Source organism: Pseudomonas sp. GXZC (assembly GCF_026967615.1).
In the GTDB taxonomy this organism is placed as follows: Bacteria; Pseudomonadota; Gammaproteobacteria; order Pseudomonadales; family Pseudomonadaceae; genus Aquipseudomonas; species Aquipseudomonas azotoformans_A.
Genome location: NZ_CP114115.1, coordinates 3,866,857 through 3,883,590, shown reverse-complemented (window position 1 = coordinate 3,883,590; position 16,734 = coordinate 3,866,857). Strand labels below are relative to the sequence as shown.

Below are 16,734 nucleotides of genomic sequence, written 5' to 3'. Positions count from 1 at the left end.
AAGGTGATTGCCAATTAAACGGTCTAGTGCCGTTAAAGCGTTGATCGTAGCATTTGCGGCATAAATGAGGAGTCTTCCATGCGTATCAATCCACCCCTTGTAGCCCTTGCCGTCGGTGCCTTTGGCATTGGCGTCACTGAGTTCGCGCCCATGGGCATGTTGCCCACCATCGCCAATGACCTTGGCGTGTCTATTCCCACCGCAGGGCTGTTGGTCAGCGCCTATGCCCTGGGGGTGCTGCTCGGCGCGCCCCTGATGATCTTGACCACCGGCAAGATTCCCCGGCGTTACCTGCTGGTGGGGCTCATGGCCATTTTCACCCTGGGTAACGTGATGTCGGCGCTTGCCACCGGCTATTACGACCTGTTGATCGCCCGCGTCATCACTTCGCTTAACCACGGCGCGTTTTTTGGCGTCGGCTCCATCGTCGCCGCCAGCGTGGTCGCGCCGGACAAGCGCGCCGGAGCCGTCGCCGCAATGTTTATGGGCCTGACCCTGGCGACCATTGGCGGTGTGCCGTTGGCGACCTGGTTTGGTGAGCTGCTTGGCTGGCGTACGGCGTTCTGGGGCATTGGCGGGTTGGGCCTGGTGACCATGGTCGCGCTGTGGTTTGCGCTGCCTAACCTGCCACTGCCAAAAAGCGACGGCGTGCTGGCCGAGATCAAGGTGTTGGGGCGTGGTTCGGTACTGGCGGCGCTGGCCCTGACCGTGGTCGGTTCGGGTGCGATGTTCACCGTGTTTACCTATATCGCGCCGATCCTGAGCAATGAGACCCACGCGTCTACCCCCTTTATCACGGCCATGCTGGTGCTGTTTGGCGTCGGACTGACCCTGGGCAATATGTGGGGCGGCAAGGCGGCGGACCGCTCGATTGACCGGACCCTGATCGTCTCGTTGAGCGCACTGATCCTGGTCCTGCTGGCCTTTGCATTCTTGATGCGCTGGCCGATTCCGGCTGCGGTGAGCATCCTCATCTGGGGCATCGCCAGCTTTGCCGTCGTGCCGCCGTTGCAGATGCGCGTGATGGAAGCGGCCAAGGATGCGCCAAACCTGGCCTCGGCCGTAAATATCGGCGCTTTCAACTTCGGTAACGCGATTGGCGCCGCAGTGGGCGGCGCGGTGATCAACGCAGGGCTGGGCTACCCGGCGATTTCCCTGGCCGGCGCCGCGATGGCGGGCTTGGGGCTGCTGATGGTCGTGAGCTTTGCCTGGAGTTCCAGAACCCGCATGGCTGCGGCGGTTTAGGAAATCGAGTATCGTTGGCCCCCTCAGCTGCCAGCCTGTTGCAGGCGCAGCATACGATCGATGGTTCAGGGAAGACGGGCATGGCACTCAGGGTGATGGTGATCGGCGGCTACGGCAATTTCGGCAGCATCGTGTGCCGACATCTGGCCGTAGCACCGGGCATTGAGTTGGTGATCTCGGGCCGTGATCCACACAAGTTGCAGCGCAAGCTCGACGCGTTGAACGCGCAGCCCGGTACGGCGTGCGAGGGCTGGTGCGGCGACGCGATGGGGGCGGGATTCGCGGGTGTTTTACAGTCCAAGCGCATCCAGTTAGTGATTCATACCGGCGGCCCGTTCCAGGGGCAGTCCTATGCGGTAGCCCTGAGTTGCATCGAGGCGGGTGTTAACTACTGCGACCTGTCCGACTGCCGCACCTTCGTCAATGGCGTGGGCGTGCTGGATGCGCAGGCCAAGCAGGCGGGCGTGGCCATTCTCAGTGGTTGCAGTTCGGTGCCGACATTGTCATCGGCGCTCATCGACCAGTACAGGTCGCGCTTTACGCGCATCGACTCGATCGAGCATGGCATTTCCTCTTCGGCCAAAATGCCGGGCCTGTCGACGATCGAAGGGGTGCTGGCCTACGCGGGCAAACCGATCAAGCAACTCAGGAATGGCCAGGTACACGAAGTGCTGGGTTGGCAGGACCTGACGCTGCGCAAAATGCCTGGGCTGGGCACGCGGGTGCTGGCCAACGTGGACGTGCCGGACATGGATATTTTCGCCAGCCGCTACGGCGCCCACACCTTGCGCTTCAAGGCGGGCGCGGGGCTCAAGCTGGGTGGTGTCGCCAACGGTTTGCTGGCCCAGGCTCGGCGGCTTGGGGTCGTGCGCGATCATGTCGCCTGGGCCGCGCGCCTGCATCGGTTGGGCACCTGGTTCGAGCGATTTGGCGATGGTAAAAGCGCGATGTACATCGATGTGCAGGGTGTGGGGGCTGACGGCCAGCCTTTGTCACTGGCCGTGCAATTGACGGCCTTGAATGACAAAGGCCCGGAAATCCCCAGCTGCGCTGCTGTTGCGCTGGCGGTCAAGATCGCCCAGGGCTATTCGCCTGAACCCGGCGCGCGACCATGCGTCGGTGAGATTACCGTCGACGAGTACATGGCCGCCATCAACGACCCGGCGAACCTGAGTCTCTCTGTACGGTTCTCGGACTAGCGCACCACGCTATCGCGCACAACGCTACCCCGGCCACGTTGAGCGACACAGGGTTGAATGCCTCCCTGAGCATCGCCGGGCTGACAATCGCCACGTCTACCAGCAGGCCCGACAGCGCCGCCGCAGCCACTGCAACGGGCCAGACACTGCGCGGTGAAAGCACGATCCATAGCGCCAGGACGATCTCCCCAATTCCGGCCAGCGTGGCGAACAGCTGCACCTGTTCGATGCCATGCGCCTCAATCATCACCCGCTCGCCCTGGCTTAGCCACAGCAGCTTCGGCACCAGCCCATGGTAGGCAAACATGAACGCCAGCCCGACTCGGGCGATCCAGTTGATGCGCACCAAGGGAGTCATAGCGGTGCCTTCAAGAAACGCTGCTCATGGTCTGGATGCGGCAACAGGCAAGTGTCGTACCGCCCGAAAATCCGATAGCGATTGCGTGCGATGCGGTCGTAAGCCCAATCCCGCAGCCTGCGCGGGATGATGCGCAACAACAGCAATGGACGCCACGCGGCAGGCAGTTGCGCAATGATTTCGAACACGGCGTCCGAACGCACCCAGTAGTGGTGGTTACGAATGACTGCCAGGGTGTCGAACTGATCCAGGGGCAACCCCGCCCAGGCCAGCAACGCCTGGCCCTCGGGGGATTGCACCGCCGCCAAGCGTATGCGTTGTTGGCGGTCATGGCGGATCAGGAACCTCGCCCAACCATTGCACAACTTGCACACGCCATCGAACAGCACCACGGTTTCGCCAGGTTTGAGCAACGGCGCGGGGGAGGGGCGGGTTTGGGATACGGGCATCAGGGTGGGTCCAATCGGGCCGGTTTAGCCTGGATCATACCTGCGTTCAGCGGCTTCCACCCTCGCGCCGTTTACCTTGACAGCAACGGCGCGGTGCTTTTGTCCTCCGGCCCCACGTCATGCAAGGAAATCCTCGACGTCTCCGGCAACGCCAACCCACCTGCCAACGCCAGCAACGCCACGGCAATCAGGTAGAACGCCGGTGACAGATTGCTGCCCGTGGTGCTGATCAACCAGGTCGCCATCAACGGCGCGGTGCCGCCGAAGATCGTGTAGGCCAGGTTGTAGGTGATCGCCGAGGCGGTGTAGCGCGTGCGGGTCGGAAAGGTTTCCGACAGCAAGGCGGCCGTGACCACGCCACACAGCACGGCCCCCACCGCCAGCAGCATCACGCCGACGATGGAGGCCGCGAACGAGCCGGAGCTGGCCATCAGGAACGACGGATACACCACCACCATCAACAACACACAGGCGGTCATCACGGTGACACGACGGCCGACTCGATCCGAATACAACCCCGCCAGTGGGCAGATCGCCGCCGCGAAGATCAACGCAATCAGCGACACCAGCAACGCCATCGCCCGACTCAAGCCGCCCGCCACTTGCAGGTAGGTCGCGAAGTAAGTGGTGAACATATAAAACGACAGCGCCGTCAGTGACACAAAAGCGCCCAGGCAGCAGATCGCCGCACCATGGTTGCGCAGGGTTTCCTTGAGCGGGGAGTGGGCCACGGTGTGCTCCTCTTTCACCGCCTGGAAAGCGGGCGTCTCGTCCAGCTTCCAGCGCAGGTAAAGCCCCACCAATCCCAGCGGCGCGGCGATCAGGAATGGCAGGCGCCAGCCCCAACTGCCCATGGCCTCGGCGGACAACGACGCTTCCAGCGCATACGCCACCACCGCGGCGGCGGCGAAGGCGGAAAACGTCGACACCGGCACGAAGCTGCCGTACCACGCGCGTTTGTCACTGGGCGCGTGCTCCATCAGATAGGCACAGGCCCCGGCGTATTCGCCCCCGGCAGAGAAACCCTGGGCGCAGCGGATCAGCGACAACAGGATCGGTGCCGCTACGCCGATTGCGGCGTAGGTGGGGAGCAGGCCGATCAGCGTGGTGGCGCCAGCCATCAACAGGATCGTCATGGCCAGCGTACGTTTGCGGCCGATGCGGTCACCCAGCATGCCGAAGAAAATCCCGCCCAGGGGGCGGAAGGCAAACGCCACGGCAAACACGGCGAAGGTCTTGAGCAACGCCGCGCTGGCGTCGCCGCTGGGGAAGAATTGCTGCGCGATGGTGGTGGCGAGGAAACCGTAGACGGCGAAGTCGAACCACTCGACAAAGTTACCGATGCCGGCGGCGATAATGACCTTTCGCAAAGTCTGGGGGCTGACCTGTTCGGTGGATGGGCTCGTCATGGGGGGAGGCCTCGGGATAGGTGCGGGGATGACTGATTATCGGGGCAGGCTGTTGGGCGACGGGGCCCAAAAGAGTCGTCCGCGTAGTCAGCAGCGACTTGCTGGTGGTGAAGGCAGGATTTGGGCCAGGTGAGGCGGGGCGCTTGTACGCAACTGTGGTTAAGACTTTAACAATGGTTTACATCGCCGAATCGATGATGCCGGTACGGTTTGTGGCTACTGGTAAAACATGATGAGTAACCCATGCAGTCGAGCGACAATCTGTTGAATCCGGAGCTGATCAACATCCGGCGGCTGTTCACAACGCCTTTGGAAGGCTTCGGACTGACCGAGCCCGGTTTCGAGTGGAAACTCAACGCGTGGGCCAATGTGAACGAGGCGGGCCACAGCAATACGCTGCATGGGCACCCTGGCGCATTTTGGTCGGGTGTTTACTGGGTCGATGCGGGGGGCCGTGAAGAGGACGCCACCGTTGGCGGCGACCTGGAATTCGTTGATCCGCGAGGCATGGTTGCCTCGACCTACAACCCCGCCTTGCGCATGCGGGTCGAGGATTGCCTGACTGCCGGTTTCAGCAGCACCTGTGTCGCCAGCAGCGGGACATTGATCATGTTTCCATCGTGGTTGATGCACTCGGTACGACGCTTTGAGGGGGCGCGGCCACGGATCTCGATCGCGTTCAATTTTGGGGTGTGAGCGGCGCACGGGCTGCACCCATAACTTCTCGAATCACTGGCGCAAGTATCCGGATGCCTTCATCAATCTGCTGCACGGTAAGCCCGGCATAGCCGAGTATCAGGCTTGCCGGTCGTTCACCCTGCGTAGTGAACAGGGGGGATAGCGGATAAACACCGATCCCGCGCTCAAGCGCCATCGCCTGCAATGCGTGTTCATCCCGAGCGTGCAGGTCGGGCAACAACAAGACGCCGTGCAACCCGGCGGCCATGCCCTCCAGTTTTCCCAGACCCGGCAGGTGGCGGTCGACGGCGTCCAGCAGGGCCTTTCGACGGCCTTCGTTGTCGCGGCGCAAGCGTCGTAGGTGGCGCTCGTAGGCGCCGCTGTCGATCAACGAGGCCAGCACGTTTTGCTCCCAACGGGGTTCGTTGCGATCGGTCAACCGCTTGGCCTCGCGAAACACGCTCACCAGTTCGCGCGGCAGCACCAGGTAACCGAGCCTCAACTGGGGTGAAAGTGCTTTGGAAAAGGTGCCGACATAGATCACGCGCGCCTCGGCATCCATCGATTGCAACGCGTCGATGGGACGCTGGCCGTAACGGAACTCGCCACCGTAATCGTCCTCGATGATCCACGCGCGATGGCGGTTTGCCCAGTTGAGCAGTTCGACGCGTCGCGCGATGGACAGCACGGCGCCCATCGGGAATTGGTGCGATGGGGTGACGTAGGCCAACCGCGCGCGCGGGTTATCCGGCAACAGCTGTGCCTGCAAACCGGAGGCGTCCACAGGGATGGGCAATGCCGTTGCGCCGGTGGCCTCGAAGCAATAGCGGGCCATGCGGTAGCCGGGATCTTCGAAGATGAAGGTGTCGTCAGGGTTGAGCAGCAAGCGGGCACACAGGTCGAGCCCTTGCTGGGAGCCGTGCACCACCACTATCTGCTCGGCATCGCAGGTCAAGCCACGGGCGCGGCGCAGATAGCCTTGCAACGCCTGGCGCAAAGCGGCTTCGCCTTGGGCTTGGCCGTAAGACCGGGTGGGTTGGCGCTTGGTCAGTTCGGCACGATAGGCGCGGTTCCAGCCCAGTGACGGAAAGTCCCGCGATGCGACTGCTCCGTATCGAAAGTCGATGTGCGCGGAGGGTGAGGCCATGTGATAGGGCGTGAGGGCGGCAACCCGCTGCCCATAACGCGACAATGCTGGTGGCGGGCTCTCCGGGGACACCGGGGCAACGACAGGGCGCGCAACGGCAACGGCTGCAACCCTGGCGGCCTTGCCCACGGCGGTCACCACAAACCCTTCGGCAGCCAATTGCTCGTAGGCAGCGGTGACCGTGGTGCGCGAGACCCCAAGCGTCTGCGCCATGGCACGGGTGGAGGGCAGCTTGGCGTCGGGCACCAGGGTGCCGTCCTCTATCTGCGCTCGCAGCTGGGTGTAGAGGCGGCGTTCCGCGCCGCGCCTGGGGTTCGACAACTGGCCCATGGAAAAACCTCAAAACTGGTACTTTTTGCGGTGCCGGTGATGCGCGAGATTATGACGTCTCTTCGCTGCGAAATGAATGCACACCATGGAACTTGAGCTGACAACCACGACGATCCTGGTGACCTTTGCCGGGGTCTTTTTGATCTGCTTTATGAAAGGCGCCTTCGGCGGCGGCTTTGCCATCGTCGGTATACCACTGCTGTCGCTGGTGATGGATCCGATCACTGCCGGCGGCTTGCTGGCGCCGTTGTTCATCGCCATGGACCTGTTCGGCCTGCGCTATTGGAAGCCGTCAACCTGGTCAAAGCCAGACCTCAAGGTATTGGTGCCTGGGTTGGTGGTCGGAATTGGCGTTGGCTACCTGCTTTTTCGCGTGCTGGATCACCGAGCGATAGCCATCGTGATGGCAGCGGTCACGCTGGTGTTTGTCGGCCTGTGGTTCAAGGCCGGGGGCAGCGTCAGTGTGAAGCCGCGTTCAACACCGAAGGCCTTGGCCGCCGGGGTCACCTCGGGAATCACCACCATGGTTGCGCATTCCGGTGGGCCACCGTTGGCGATGTATTTGCTGCCGCTTGGCCTGAGCAAACAGCTTTACGCCGGGACCACCAGCCTGTTTTTCACCGTGGGAAATGTGCTCAAGGCGATTCCCTGGTTGATTCTTGCCAGGCCGACCGGCAACGTGTTGGGCCTGGCACTTATCTGTCTGTTCGCCGTGCCCAGTGGCGTGTGGCTGGGCTGGCGGCTGCATGCGCGGTTGGATCAGCGCCAACTCTATCGCGCCTGCTATGGCCTGCTGATCGTCACCGCGCTGAAGCTGCTGTGGGATGGGATTGGCGGCTACTTGGCCTAGGGGTGGAACCTGCGTCCCAACGCATCCAACCGCACCGCAATCGGCGGTAGCTGCTCACTGCTGCGCGCCAGGGTTTCCACATCGTTGGCGGTGCTTTGCGCAATGCTCTGCACCGACTGTAGCCTCCCGACAATCTCCAGGTTAGCGGTGGTCTGCTCGCGGGTGGTGGTCACGATCCGGCCGTTCAGGTCGTCGATGTGCGCAATGTCGTTGCCCACGGCGCGCAGCATGTCGACGGCGACCTGGCTGTCTTCCACGCAACGCTCCACGCCTTGGCGACTGTCGTGCATGGCTTCAACGGCCTGGCGGCTGCCGTGTTGCAGGCCTTCGATGATGGTCTTGATTTCCTGGGTGGACACCGCCGTGCGCTGCGCCAGGCTGCGCACTTCGTCGGCGACCACGGCGAAGCCACGGCCTTGCTCGCCGGCGCGGGCGGCTTCGATGGCGGCGTTGAGGGCGAGCAGGTTGGTCTGGTTGGCGATGCTGTTGATCACTTCGAGCACGCTGCCGATCTGCTCGGCTTGCACGGCCAGGCCCTGCACGGTTTCATGGGTGCCGTTGAGGCGCGAGGCCAACTGGGTGATTTCCTGCTGGGCACGGCTGACGCTTTCCTGGCCACGCAGGATCTGTTGGCTGGCCTTGCCGGCGTGGTCTACCGCTTGCTCGACGTGCACGGCGATGTGGCCCATGGCGTCCTCCATGCGCTGCATCGAACCGGTCATCTGAGTGATCTCGGCCAATTGGTGTCGTGCGCCTTTTTCCAGGGTGCCGCTGGCGCTGGCCAGTGCCTGGCCGAGTTGGCCGAGGCCGTGGGAGTCGCGGGCGACACCGTCGATCAGGTGCGTGATCTGTTGCAGGAAGTGGTCGAAACGCTTGGCCAGGGATACATGCACCTTGCCGTCACCTTGATTGGCTTGCGCGCTGAATTGGGAGGTCACGGAGAGCATCTTCTCCAGCATTTCCTGGCTCTCGACAGCTTCGGCCTGGCTGTGTACGGCGAGGTAGAGCAGGGCGACGGTTTCCATCACCACGTAGAAGGCGTGGACGAACACCATGGTCCAGCCGCCGTGATGTTCCATCACAAACACCGGGAAGCCTTGGTGTTGCAGGGCATGGAACACCACGTGATGCACAGCGATGGTGGCGGCAGCGACCAGGATCGGCAGCCAGTCACGATAAAACGTCAGCACCGCCAACAGCGCGAAGATCCCGAAGTGCGATTCGATCACGCCCTTGGCCTGGTTGATGTGCAGCGCCGCCATCACCATGAGGCCTGCGCCGAGGGCGCAGCGCATCACGCGGGTACCGCCTATCGCTCGGTACAGCGCCGTGAGCACCACGCTGGTGCCACCGCCGACAAGGGCGGCTTGTATCAAGGTGTCGTGCCAGAAGGCCAAGCCCAGGGAAAACAGAAACATCAACCAGATCAACGCCAGCATGATGCGGTCGGCTTTGCGGTAGTGCTCGAAAAAACGCGCGCGGGTGGGCATTCACACTTACTCCATGTGGTCTGGCCGAATCAAAGTGAGGGGCAGGGTGGAGCGAATCAGGGTGTTTTGGTTTTTATTGGATTCAGTGATGCCAAACGGTTATCGGCCTGCGGGGGAGGGACTTGAGGAGCGGCTACCCGGGTGGGTAGCCGTTGATCGGATCGTGATCAGAAGCTGTACTTGGCGGTCAGCATCATGTTGCGTGGGGTGCCGTAGGAATCACCGCCATAGCTCACGGAGTTGGAGATGGACTGGTAGTAGCGACGGTCAAAGATGTTGTTGGCGTTGAGTTGCAGGTCAAGGTGCTGGTTGACCTGGTAACCAGCCATCAGGTCGGTGACGGCGTAGGCGCCTTGCTTGAGGCGGTAGGTGCTGCCGTCCGCGACTTTGAAGTCGTTGTACATGCGGCTCTGCCAGGAGACGTTGCCGCCGACGCGGAGTTTTTCCAGGGCGCCCTGGAAGTGGTAGTTGGTGGTCAGTTTGAACAGGTGTTCCGGGGTGTCGGTGTCGAACTGCTGGTTGACGTTCTGCGGGTTGGCTTGATCCTTGATGGTGTGGGTACGCGCGTAGGTGTAGCCACCGCCGACCTGCCAGTTCTCGGTCAGGGCGCCTTGCAGTTCAAAGTCGATACCCTGGCTGCGGATTTCGCCTGAGGCTTCGGAGCAGCTGGCCTGCGGACAGTTAGGCACGACCACATCCACCGCGCGATTCTCCTGGTCGACGCGGAACAGCGCCACGCTCGCATTCAGCGCACCGCCGAGGTATTCGCCCTTGATGCCCACTTCATAGTTCTTGCCGACAATCGGCTTGACGGGGTTGCCGGAGGTGTCCTTGGCGCTTTGCGGCGTAAAGATATCGCTGTAGCTGACATACACCGAGTGATGGTCGTCCAGGTCGTAGATCAGGCCGGCGTAGCGGGTGAGGTTACGCGTGACCTTGTAGTCGCCGGAGTTGTCGGCACCGCCGTGGGCATCGTAGTCATACCAGTCCAGGCGCCCGCCGAGGATCAGCTTCAACGGGTCGGCCAGGTTCAGGCGCGTGGTGATATAGACACCATCCTGGGTGGTCACGTTACGCTTGTTGGTGGTGTGGACGAAGTCCGGCTTGCCCGCCGTGAGCGGCCAGTTGAGGTTGTAGGGGCTGTAGTTGTGGGTGGTCATGTCGTAGATGCGTCGGCTGGCGCCCACGACCAGTTCATGGGTACGTCCGAACGCTTGGAAGGGGCCGCTGGCAAAGGCGTCGACGCCTGCCTGGTTTTCATCGTAGGCCGCCTGGTAGACGGTGCGCGCCAGCGTGTTATTGACCCAGCGTGACTGGTACGAGCCGGAGAACAATGCCTTCTGTTCGGCGTAGTTGGCGTTGACTTGCAGTTTCCAGTCGTTAGCCAGTTGCTGGCGCAGTTCAGCGAATACCGTGTTGACTTCCTGGTCTTTGTTCTCCCAGTCAGTGCCTGGATTGTAGGACCGTGGCAGGTTCAGGTGATGACCATCCTGGCCGACCATCGACGAACCCCAGAAATAGTTGGTCTTGTCTTTCTGGTTCGAGAAACCGAGCGTCAGGGTGGTGTCTTCGCTCAGGTCGGCTTCGGTGACGGCATAGAACAGGCCGTGATATTCCTCGGCATTGTCGATGAAACTGTTGGCATCGCGGTAGGACGTGACGACCCGGCCGCGCCAGGTGCCACTGTCGTTGAGGGGGCTGGAGGCGTCGAGTTCGCCACGGTAGTCGTCCCAACTGCCGGCGGCGCCCGTGACGGTGACTTTTTGTTCGTCCAGTGGCCGCTTGCGTACCAGGTTGATGGCCGCCGAAGGGTTACCCGCGCCGGTTATCAGGCCAGTGGCGCCGCGCACGATCTCGACGCGATCGAACATCGCCAGGTTCGGCTGAGAGCCTACAGAGACGCCGTTATAGCCGGTGGGGATGCCGTCGTACATCAGGTTGTCGATGTCGAAACCGCGGGACGTGTAGGACTGCCGGCCAGGACCGCTGGAGAAGTTGAGGAACAGACCGGGTGTGGCTTTGACCACATCATTGATGCTGGTCATCGCCTGGTCATCCATGCGTTGGCGCGTAATGACAGTAACGGCCTGCGGCGTTTCACGCATGGTCAACGGCAGCTTGGTCGCGGTTTTCATCGCGCCGGTGGTGTAGGACTGCGTGCCTTCGGTGGTTTCACCCAGTTGCGCTTCGCCGGAGATTTGCGTGGCCCCCAGTTCAAGTGTGGTGGCGGGTACCTGGGGCTCGGCGGCGAAGGTCGCCGTTGAACTCGCAAGACAGACAGCCAACGCCATCAGACTGGGTGAAAAACCTTTGCCGCCGTGTTGTTGCACAGACATGGAACTGACTCTCCCCGAATGCCGTCCCTGGCGAATAATAAAGGTGTTGATAATTATTCGCATCAGTGTGGCAGATTGAGCTTGTGGGAAAAAGCCTTAAAAGAGAATTGGTTAACGATTTTTTCACATCTAGAGGCGCGGCGTTTTGCCACTAACTACGAGTATGGGCGCACACATTGGCCGTGCGCCCAAAGCATGTGTTGGGTTGACTCAACTGTAAAAACCAGCCCAAGCCCAGGTCCAATCCAGGCTTGCCGCAACCACTTCGGCCAGCATGTGCAGGAGGATGGGCACCAACAGTCCACCACTGGCAATTCGCACCCATGCAAACAGGCAGCCCACGACAAAGATCAGAGCCAGGGTGGTCCAACTGTCGTACTGGGTATGGATGATGGCGAACAACAGCGAAGTAGCGATCACCGCTATCCATTTCCAGATCACGCTGCGCTCGTAGGGAAACAGGCGCAGCAGGTAGTGACGAATCATCAACTCTTCGGCAATGGCCGGAAGGATCAGCAAGGAGGCCAATTTGAACAGAATCTGTCCCTGCGTCAGGCCACTCAGCAGGTCCGCCATAAACGCTTCTCGCGGCTGCCCCATCACAATGACGAGCAACCCGCTGAGCAAATAGGCGCCGATAAGGCCTATGGCGCCGAGACGTAATGTCTGACGGATGTGGTGACCGTAAAACGTTGCGGACAGGTTTTTTCGGTGTTGCACAACGAACAGGGCGGACAGCAATAACGCGATCGGGCCACTGGTGATGGCAAACATGAGGTAGCTCTGCATCGCTGGCGGCACCAGCAGGAATCCGGGTACCGGGGCCAGCACAAAGATCAGTGCCGCCAGTACGAACATCCCGAGGCGTTTAAAGAAGCGGAACTGCGCTGGGAGATCTGAGGGGAGGGTGGTGTCAGGGGTAGCAAGAACTAGCGTCACAATCGCTCCATGAGTGCGGGAAAAAGGGCATTTTGCCATCAACTTGACGAAAGGACGCACCTGTTATTTACCGGCACCTGCTTATGGGGTCTCGCCTTGTGGAATCGCCACCCGACTGGTCGCCTTGACTTCCCTCAGCGCCAGACTCGACTGAATCGACGCAATCCCTAACTGCCGTCGCAACACGCTCTCGACAAACTCGCTGTAGCTGTCCAGGTCTTGTGCGAGGACCTGCAACAGGTAATCCGCATCCCCGGTGATCTTGTGGCAGGACAGCACCTGCGGCAGCTCCTTCACCACGGCTTCAAACGCATCCGGCGCGTGATCGGTGTGGATCGCGAAGCGCACATGGACGAACGCCATGATGTCCAGTCCGAGCATCTTGCGGTCGAGGTTGGCCTGGTAATCCTTGATCACGCCTTCTTCCTCCAGGCGTTTGCGCCGACGCCAGCAGGGGGTGAGACTCAGTGACAGGCGTTCGCTCAACTGCGCGTTGGAAATACTCGCGTCTTCCTGCAACAAAGCGAGGATGGCGAGATCGGTGTCATCAAGAGCGACCTGTCTGGTTTTATTTTTCATAATTGTGCGCCACAGAGGTAAATATTCCCGATAAAGCTAACAGTGCCGTAAGTAAAAGCAAAGAAAACCCCAGGTTGCCAGAACAAAATAGACCCTGTCTTTTACTGGCGGATGCCCACCCATGTTGACTGTTTTTAGCGAAGCCCACCGTTTGCACCACGGCACTGAACTGAAGGACGGCGTGCTCAAACCTTCATTCGAACAACCGAGCCGCGCCGACACGGTGCGTGACCGCGTCAGGCAGGTGGGACTGGGCGATATCGTCACACCGCGCCGCTTCGATCGGGCCTGTTACGTCAATGCCCACAGCGAGCGCTACGTAGCGTTCCTCGAAACCGCCTGGGCAGAATGGACCGCCATTGGCCGCAGCCATGACGCGTTGCCCCTGGTGTGGCCGGTGCGTGACTTGGCGAACCATCACGTCCCGGAGTTCATCGACGGCAAGCTCGGTTTCTACGCGATGGACGCCGGCTCGCCGATTACCCGCACCACCTGGGAGGCGGTCAAAACCAGCGCGGACATTGCCTTGACCGGCCTGGCGCTGATCGACGAGGGCCATCACAGCGCCTTCGCCCTGTGCCGCCCGCCGGGCCATCACGCAGCCCGCGAATACATGGGCGGTTATTGCTACCTCAACAACGCCGCGATTGCCGCCGAGCAAGCCATTACCCAAGGCGCCAAGCGCGTGGCGGTACTGGATGTGGATTTCCACCACGGCAACGGCACGCAGAACATTTTCTACGACCGCCCAGACGTGCTGTTCATCTCCCTGCATGGCGACCCGGCAGTCTCTTACCCGTACTTTTCCGGTGCGGCCAGTGAACGCGGTGCGGGCGCAGGGGAGGGCTTCAACCTGAATTATCCGTTGCCGAAGAACACCACCTGGGCGCACTACCAAATCGCCTTGATCAATGCGTGCCAGCAACTGCGCGACTTCGCGCCCGAGGTGCTGGTGATCTCCCTGGGGGTCGACACCTTCAAGGACGACCCCATCAGCCACTTCCTCCTCGACAGCCAGGACTTCCTCGGCATGGGCGAAATCATTGCCAGCGTCGGCGTGCCCACTCTGTTCGTGATGGAAGGCGGCTACATGGTCGATGAAATCGGCATCAACGCCGTCAACGTGCTGCACGGTTTCGAAAGCAACAGCCAATAACAACAACCCGTCGACTTTTCTTCTGCCAAAACTCAAAAACATAACAAGAGGTTTTGTGATGAAAACAACCACGTCCGGGCTTTCTGAAAAGCCTGCGTTGCAACGTACCCTGAGCAACCGCCATATCCAGTTGATGGCCATGGGCGGTGCAATCGGCACCGGCCTGTTCATGGGCTCCGGTAAGATCATTGCGCTGTCCGGCACTTCGATCATCCTGATCTACATGATCATCGGGCTGTTCGTGTATTTCGTTATGCGTGCCATGGGCGAACTGCTGCTGTCCAACCTGAACTTCAAAAGCTTCGCCGACTTTGCCGGCGCCTACCTGGGGCCGCGTGCGGCGTTCTTTCTCGGCTGGTCATATTGGTTGAGCTGGAGCGTGGCGGTGGTGGGGGATGCGGTGGTGATCGGTGGCTTCTTCCAGTACTGGTTTCCCCATGTGCCAGCCTGGATGCCAGCAGTGGGCATGCTGCTCACGCTGTTCGCGTTGAATGTGCTGACGGTCAAGTTGTTTGGCGAAGTGGAATTCTGGTTCGCGATCATCAAGCTCATTGCCGTGCTGACCTTGATCGGTGTGAGTGTGGTGCTGATTGCCAGTTCGTTTGTCTCGCCCACGGGTGTCACTGCGTCGCTGACCCATTTATTGGACAAACAGGCCGCGTTCCCCAATGGTTTGTTCGGTTTCTTCGCCGGGTTCCAGATGGCGATTTTTTCCTTTGCCGGCACCGAGCTGATTGGCACCGCCGCTGCTGAAACCCGTGCCCCGGAAAAGACCTTGCCCAAGGCGATCAATTCGATTCCGCTGCGTATCATCCTGTTCTACGTGCTGGCCTTGGCGTGCATCATCGCGGTGACGTCATGGCAGCAAGTCTCGCCGAGCAAAAGCCCGTTCGTTGAGTTGTTCCTGGTGGCGGGTTTTCCGGCGGCGGCGGGCATCGTCAATTTCGTGGTGCTGACCTCGGCGGCGTCGTCGGCCAACAGCGGGGTGTTTTCCGCCAGCCGCATGTTGTTCGGCCTGGCTGACTTGGGGGATGCACCGGGAATTTTTCGGCGCTTGTCGAAGAGCAGCGTGCCGTTTATCAGCCTGGCGTTTACCACCGTGCTGATGTTGCTGGGCCTGGTATTGCTGTTTGTGGTGCCGGAGGTGATGACCGCCTTCACCATCGTGTCGACGGTGTCGGCGATCCTGGTAATTTTCACCTGGTCGACAATCCTGGCGTCCTACATCGCCTACCGCAAGAAACGTCCGGACCTGCATGCCAAGTCCACCTACAAGATGCCCGGTGGCGTGCCGATGGCCTGGGTTTCCCTGGGTTTCCTCGCGTTTGTGCTGGGTCTGCTGGCGTTGCGGCCGGATACACGCTTGGCGCTGTGCGTGATGCCGGCCTGGTTTATCTGGCTGGGGATTGCCTACCCATTTTCACGTTTCAAGGGCGGCCATTGGATGAAGACGCTGCACTCGGTCACAAGTGATCCGCATCAATGACCGCCTTGGCAAACGCCTCGGGCGCTTCCTGTGGCAGGTTGTGGCCCACGCCGCCATTGATCAGGCGGAACTCATATTTGCCGGTAAAACGTTTGGCGTAATCCTCAGGCTGCGGGTGCGGCGCGCCGTTGGCGTCGCCTTCGAGGGTGATGGTCGGCACGCCAATTGACGGTGCCTGGGCGAGTTTCTGCTCCAGTGGGTCGTACTGTGTTTCACCCTGGACCAGGCCCAGGCGCCAGCGGTAATTGAACACGGTGATTGCGACGTGGTCCGGGTTCTCCAGGCCCTTTGCGCTGCGGTCAAAGGTGGCGTCATCGAACTTCCATTGCGGCGACGCCAGCTGCCAGATCAGTTTGGCGAAGTCATGGGTGTTTTTCTGGTAACCGGCGGCACCGCGCTCGGTGGCGAAATAGAACTGATACCACCATTGCAGTTCGGCTTTAGGTGGCAAAGGGTTCTTGCCCGCCGCCTGGTTGCCGATCAGATAACCGCTGACCGACACCAGCGCCTTGACCCGCTCCGGCCACAACGCCGAAACGATGTCCGCCGAACGTGCGCCCCAGTCGTAGCCGCCGAGTACGGCTTGCTTGATCTTCAGCGCGTCCATGAAGTCGATCACGTCACTGGCCAGTGCCGCCGGTTGGCCGTTGCGCAGGGTTTTATCCGAAAGGAAATGGGTGTCGCCATAACCCCGGGCGTAGGGGATCAGTACGCGATAACCCTTGGCTGCCAGCAGTGGGGCGACCTGGGCGTAGCTGTCGATGTCATAGGGCCAGCCGTGCAGCAGGATCACCGCCGGTCCCGTGGCCGGGCCGACTTCAGCGTAGGCCACGTCCAGCAGACCGGCCTTGACGTGCTTGAGTGCGCCGAAGGCAGTTTGGCTGCTGGCGACGGCCCGAGTGGGCGCTTCGGGCATTTCAGCGTGGGCCACGCTTATTGCGCCCAGCGGCAACAAGGCAAAGACCAGGGAAAGGGCGTGGCGTTTGAAGCGGCGATTCAACTGAGCGTGCATGGCGAGCCTCCTGTGGCTGGATGTGTGCCTGGAGCCCAGTTGAACGCTGCGCTGTATCTGGCCTGTTTCAG

15 protein-coding genes are annotated in these 16,734 nt (G+C 61.1%); 6 read left to right on the top strand and 9 right to left on the bottom strand.

The genetic code is table 11. The features are described 5' to 3' along the window. Nucleotides 1-78: 78 nt before the first annotated feature. Together OZ428_RS18050 and OZ428_RS18045 are read left to right on the top strand one after the other, a co-directional pair. Nucleotides 79-1,245 (top strand): MFS transporter, encoded by a 1,167-nt coding sequence (locus OZ428_RS18050; RefSeq protein WP_177049883.1) that lies wholly within the window; start codon nt 79-81, stop codon nt 1,243-1,245. A gap of 80 nt (nt 1,246-1,325) precedes the next feature. Further along, the gene (locus OZ428_RS18045) at nt 1,326-2,444 is read left to right on the top strand and encodes a saccharopine dehydrogenase family protein (RefSeq protein ID WP_269130750.1); all 1,119 of its coding nucleotides are present in this window, start codon (nt 1,326-1,328) and stop codon (nt 2,442-2,444) included. Here the strand turns inward: OZ428_RS18045 and OZ428_RS18040 are convergent. The 3 genes from OZ428_RS18040 to OZ428_RS18030 form a co-directional block, all read right to left on the bottom strand. Next, nucleotides 2,398-2,802 carry a DoxX-like family protein gene (locus OZ428_RS18040; RefSeq protein WP_269130749.1) on the bottom strand — a complete coding sequence of 135 codons (405 nt, stop codon included), beginning with the start codon at nt 2,800-2,802 and terminating at the stop codon, nt 2,398-2,400. The genes OZ428_RS18045 and OZ428_RS18040 overlap by 47 nt on opposite strands. After that, a complete protein-coding gene (locus tag OZ428_RS18035; RefSeq protein WP_269130748.1) occupies nt 2,799-3,251 on the bottom strand; it encodes a thiol-disulfide oxidoreductase DCC family protein in 453 nt (150 codons plus the stop codon). The genes OZ428_RS18040 and OZ428_RS18035 overlap by 4 nt, the downstream gene beginning before the upstream one ends. A 71-nt stretch (nt 3,252-3,322) precedes the next feature. Further along, on the bottom strand, nt 3,323-4,660 hold the full coding sequence (locus tag OZ428_RS18030) for an MFS transporter (protein WP_177003662.1): 1,338 nt from the start codon (nt 4,658-4,660) through the stop codon (nt 3,323-3,325). A 243-nt stretch (nt 4,661-4,903) separates the two neighbouring features. Here OZ428_RS18030 and OZ428_RS18025 point away from each other — a divergent pair, with 243 nt between their 5' ends. Further along, nucleotides 4,904-5,356 (top strand): putative 2OG-Fe(II) oxygenase, encoded by a 453-nt coding sequence (locus tag OZ428_RS18025; protein ID WP_269130747.1) that lies wholly within the window; start codon nt 4,904-4,906, stop codon nt 5,354-5,356. On the opposite strand, the gene pdxR is transcribed toward OZ428_RS18025, so the two are convergent. Continuing rightward, on the bottom strand, nt 5,340-6,815 hold the full coding sequence (pdxR, locus tag OZ428_RS18020) for a MocR-like pyridoxine biosynthesis transcription factor PdxR (RefSeq protein WP_269130746.1): 1,476 nt from the start codon (nt 6,813-6,815) through the stop codon (nt 5,340-5,342). The two genes, OZ428_RS18025 and pdxR, sit on opposite strands and share 17 nt — an antisense overlap. An 85-nt stretch (nt 6,816-6,900) precedes the next feature. On the opposite strand from pdxR, the gene OZ428_RS18015 reads away from it, so the two are divergent. Beyond that, the gene (locus OZ428_RS18015; RefSeq protein WP_269130745.1) at nt 6,901-7,665 is read left to right on the top strand and encodes a sulfite exporter TauE/SafE family protein; all 765 of its coding nucleotides are present in this window, start codon (nt 6,901-6,903) and stop codon (nt 7,663-7,665) included. Here the strand turns inward: OZ428_RS18015 and OZ428_RS34520 are convergent. The 4 genes from OZ428_RS34520 to OZ428_RS17995 form a co-directional block, all read right to left on the bottom strand. Then, the gene (locus OZ428_RS34520; RefSeq protein ID WP_330911099.1) at nt 7,662-9,155 is read right to left on the bottom strand and encodes a methyl-accepting chemotaxis protein; all 1,494 of its coding nucleotides are present in this window, start codon (nt 9,153-9,155) and stop codon (nt 7,662-7,664) included. The genes OZ428_RS18015 and OZ428_RS34520 overlap by 4 nt on opposite strands. A 167-nt stretch (nt 9,156-9,322) precedes the next feature. Next, entirely contained in the window at nt 9,323-11,491 is a 2,169-nt protein-coding gene (locus OZ428_RS18005; RefSeq protein ID WP_269130744.1) for a TonB-dependent siderophore receptor, read from the bottom strand. Nucleotides 11,492-11,701: 210 nt separating this feature from the next. Then, entirely contained in the window at nt 11,702-12,430 is a 729-nt protein-coding gene (locus tag OZ428_RS18000) for a CPBP family intramembrane glutamic endopeptidase (protein ID WP_269130743.1), read from the bottom strand. An 81-nt stretch (nt 12,431-12,511) separates the two neighbouring features. Beyond that, nucleotides 12,512-13,009, bottom strand: a complete 498-nt coding sequence (locus tag OZ428_RS17995; protein ID WP_033896536.1) for an Lrp/AsnC family transcriptional regulator — start codon at nt 13,007-13,009, stop codon at nt 12,512-12,514. Between the two features lie 121 nt (nt 13,010-13,130). On the opposite strand from OZ428_RS17995, the gene OZ428_RS17990 reads away from it, so the two are divergent. Continuing rightward, on the top strand, nt 13,131-14,165 hold the full coding sequence (locus OZ428_RS17990; RefSeq protein ID WP_269130742.1) for a histone deacetylase family protein: 1,035 nt from the start codon (nt 13,131-13,133) through the stop codon (nt 14,163-14,165). Between the two features lie 58 nt (nt 14,166-14,223). Beyond that, on the top strand, nt 14,224-15,651 hold the full coding sequence (locus tag OZ428_RS17985; RefSeq protein WP_269130741.1) for an amino acid permease: 1,428 nt from the start codon (nt 14,224-14,226) through the stop codon (nt 15,649-15,651). Here OZ428_RS17985 and OZ428_RS17980 read toward each other — a convergent pair. After that, the gene (locus tag OZ428_RS17980) at nt 15,629-16,663 is read right to left on the bottom strand and encodes an alpha/beta fold hydrolase (protein ID WP_269130740.1); all 1,035 of its coding nucleotides are present in this window, start codon (nt 16,661-16,663) and stop codon (nt 15,629-15,631) included. The two genes, OZ428_RS17985 and OZ428_RS17980, sit on opposite strands and share 23 nt — an antisense overlap. Nucleotides 16,664-16,734: the final 71 nt, after the last annotated feature.

Excerpts from the sequence above, each read along its gene's own strand:
- OZ428_RS18050 (WP_177049883.1), top strand. The coding sequence starts at position 79 with ATGCGTATCAATCCACCCCTTGTAGCCCTTGCCGTCGGTGCCTTTGGC.
- OZ428_RS18045 (WP_269130750.1), top strand. The coding sequence starts at position 1,326 with ATGGCACTCAGGGTGATGGTGATCGGCGGCTACGGCAATTTCGGCAGC.
- OZ428_RS18040 (WP_269130749.1), bottom strand. The coding sequence starts at position 2,802 with ATGACTCCCTTGGTGCGCATCAACTGGATCGCCCGAGTCGGGCTGGCG.
- OZ428_RS18035 (WP_269130748.1), bottom strand. The coding sequence starts at position 3,251 with ATGCCCGTATCCCAAACCCGCCCCTCCCCCGCGCCGTTGCTCAAACCT.
- OZ428_RS18030 (WP_177003662.1), bottom strand. The coding sequence starts at position 4,660 with ATGACGAGCCCATCCACCGAACAGGTCAGCCCCCAGACTTTGCGAAAG.
- OZ428_RS18025 (WP_269130747.1), top strand. The coding sequence starts at position 4,904 with ATGCAGTCGAGCGACAATCTGTTGAATCCGGAGCTGATCAACATCCGG.
- pdxR (WP_269130746.1), bottom strand. The coding sequence starts at position 6,815 with ATGGGCCAGTTGTCGAACCCCAGGCGCGGCGCGGAACGCCGCCTCTAC.
- OZ428_RS18015 (WP_269130745.1), top strand. The coding sequence starts at position 6,901 with ATGGAACTTGAGCTGACAACCACGACGATCCTGGTGACCTTTGCCGGG.
- OZ428_RS34520 (WP_330911099.1), bottom strand. The coding sequence starts at position 9,155 with ATGCCCACCCGCGCGCGTTTTTTCGAGCACTACCGCAAAGCCGACCGC.
- OZ428_RS18005 (WP_269130744.1), bottom strand. The coding sequence starts at position 11,491 with ATGTCTGTGCAACAACACGGCGGCAAAGGTTTTTCACCCAGTCTGATG.
- OZ428_RS17995 (WP_033896536.1), bottom strand. The coding sequence starts at position 13,009 with ATGAAAAATAAAACCAGACAGGTCGCTCTTGATGACACCGATCTCGCC.
- OZ428_RS17990 (WP_269130742.1), top strand. The coding sequence starts at position 13,131 with ATGTTGACTGTTTTTAGCGAAGCCCACCGTTTGCACCACGGCACTGAA.
- OZ428_RS17985 (WP_269130741.1), top strand. The coding sequence starts at position 14,224 with ATGAAAACAACCACGTCCGGGCTTTCTGAAAAGCCTGCGTTGCAACGT.
- OZ428_RS17980 (WP_269130740.1), bottom strand. The coding sequence starts at position 16,663 with ATGCACGCTCAGTTGAATCGCCGCTTCAAACGCCACGCCCTTTCCCTG.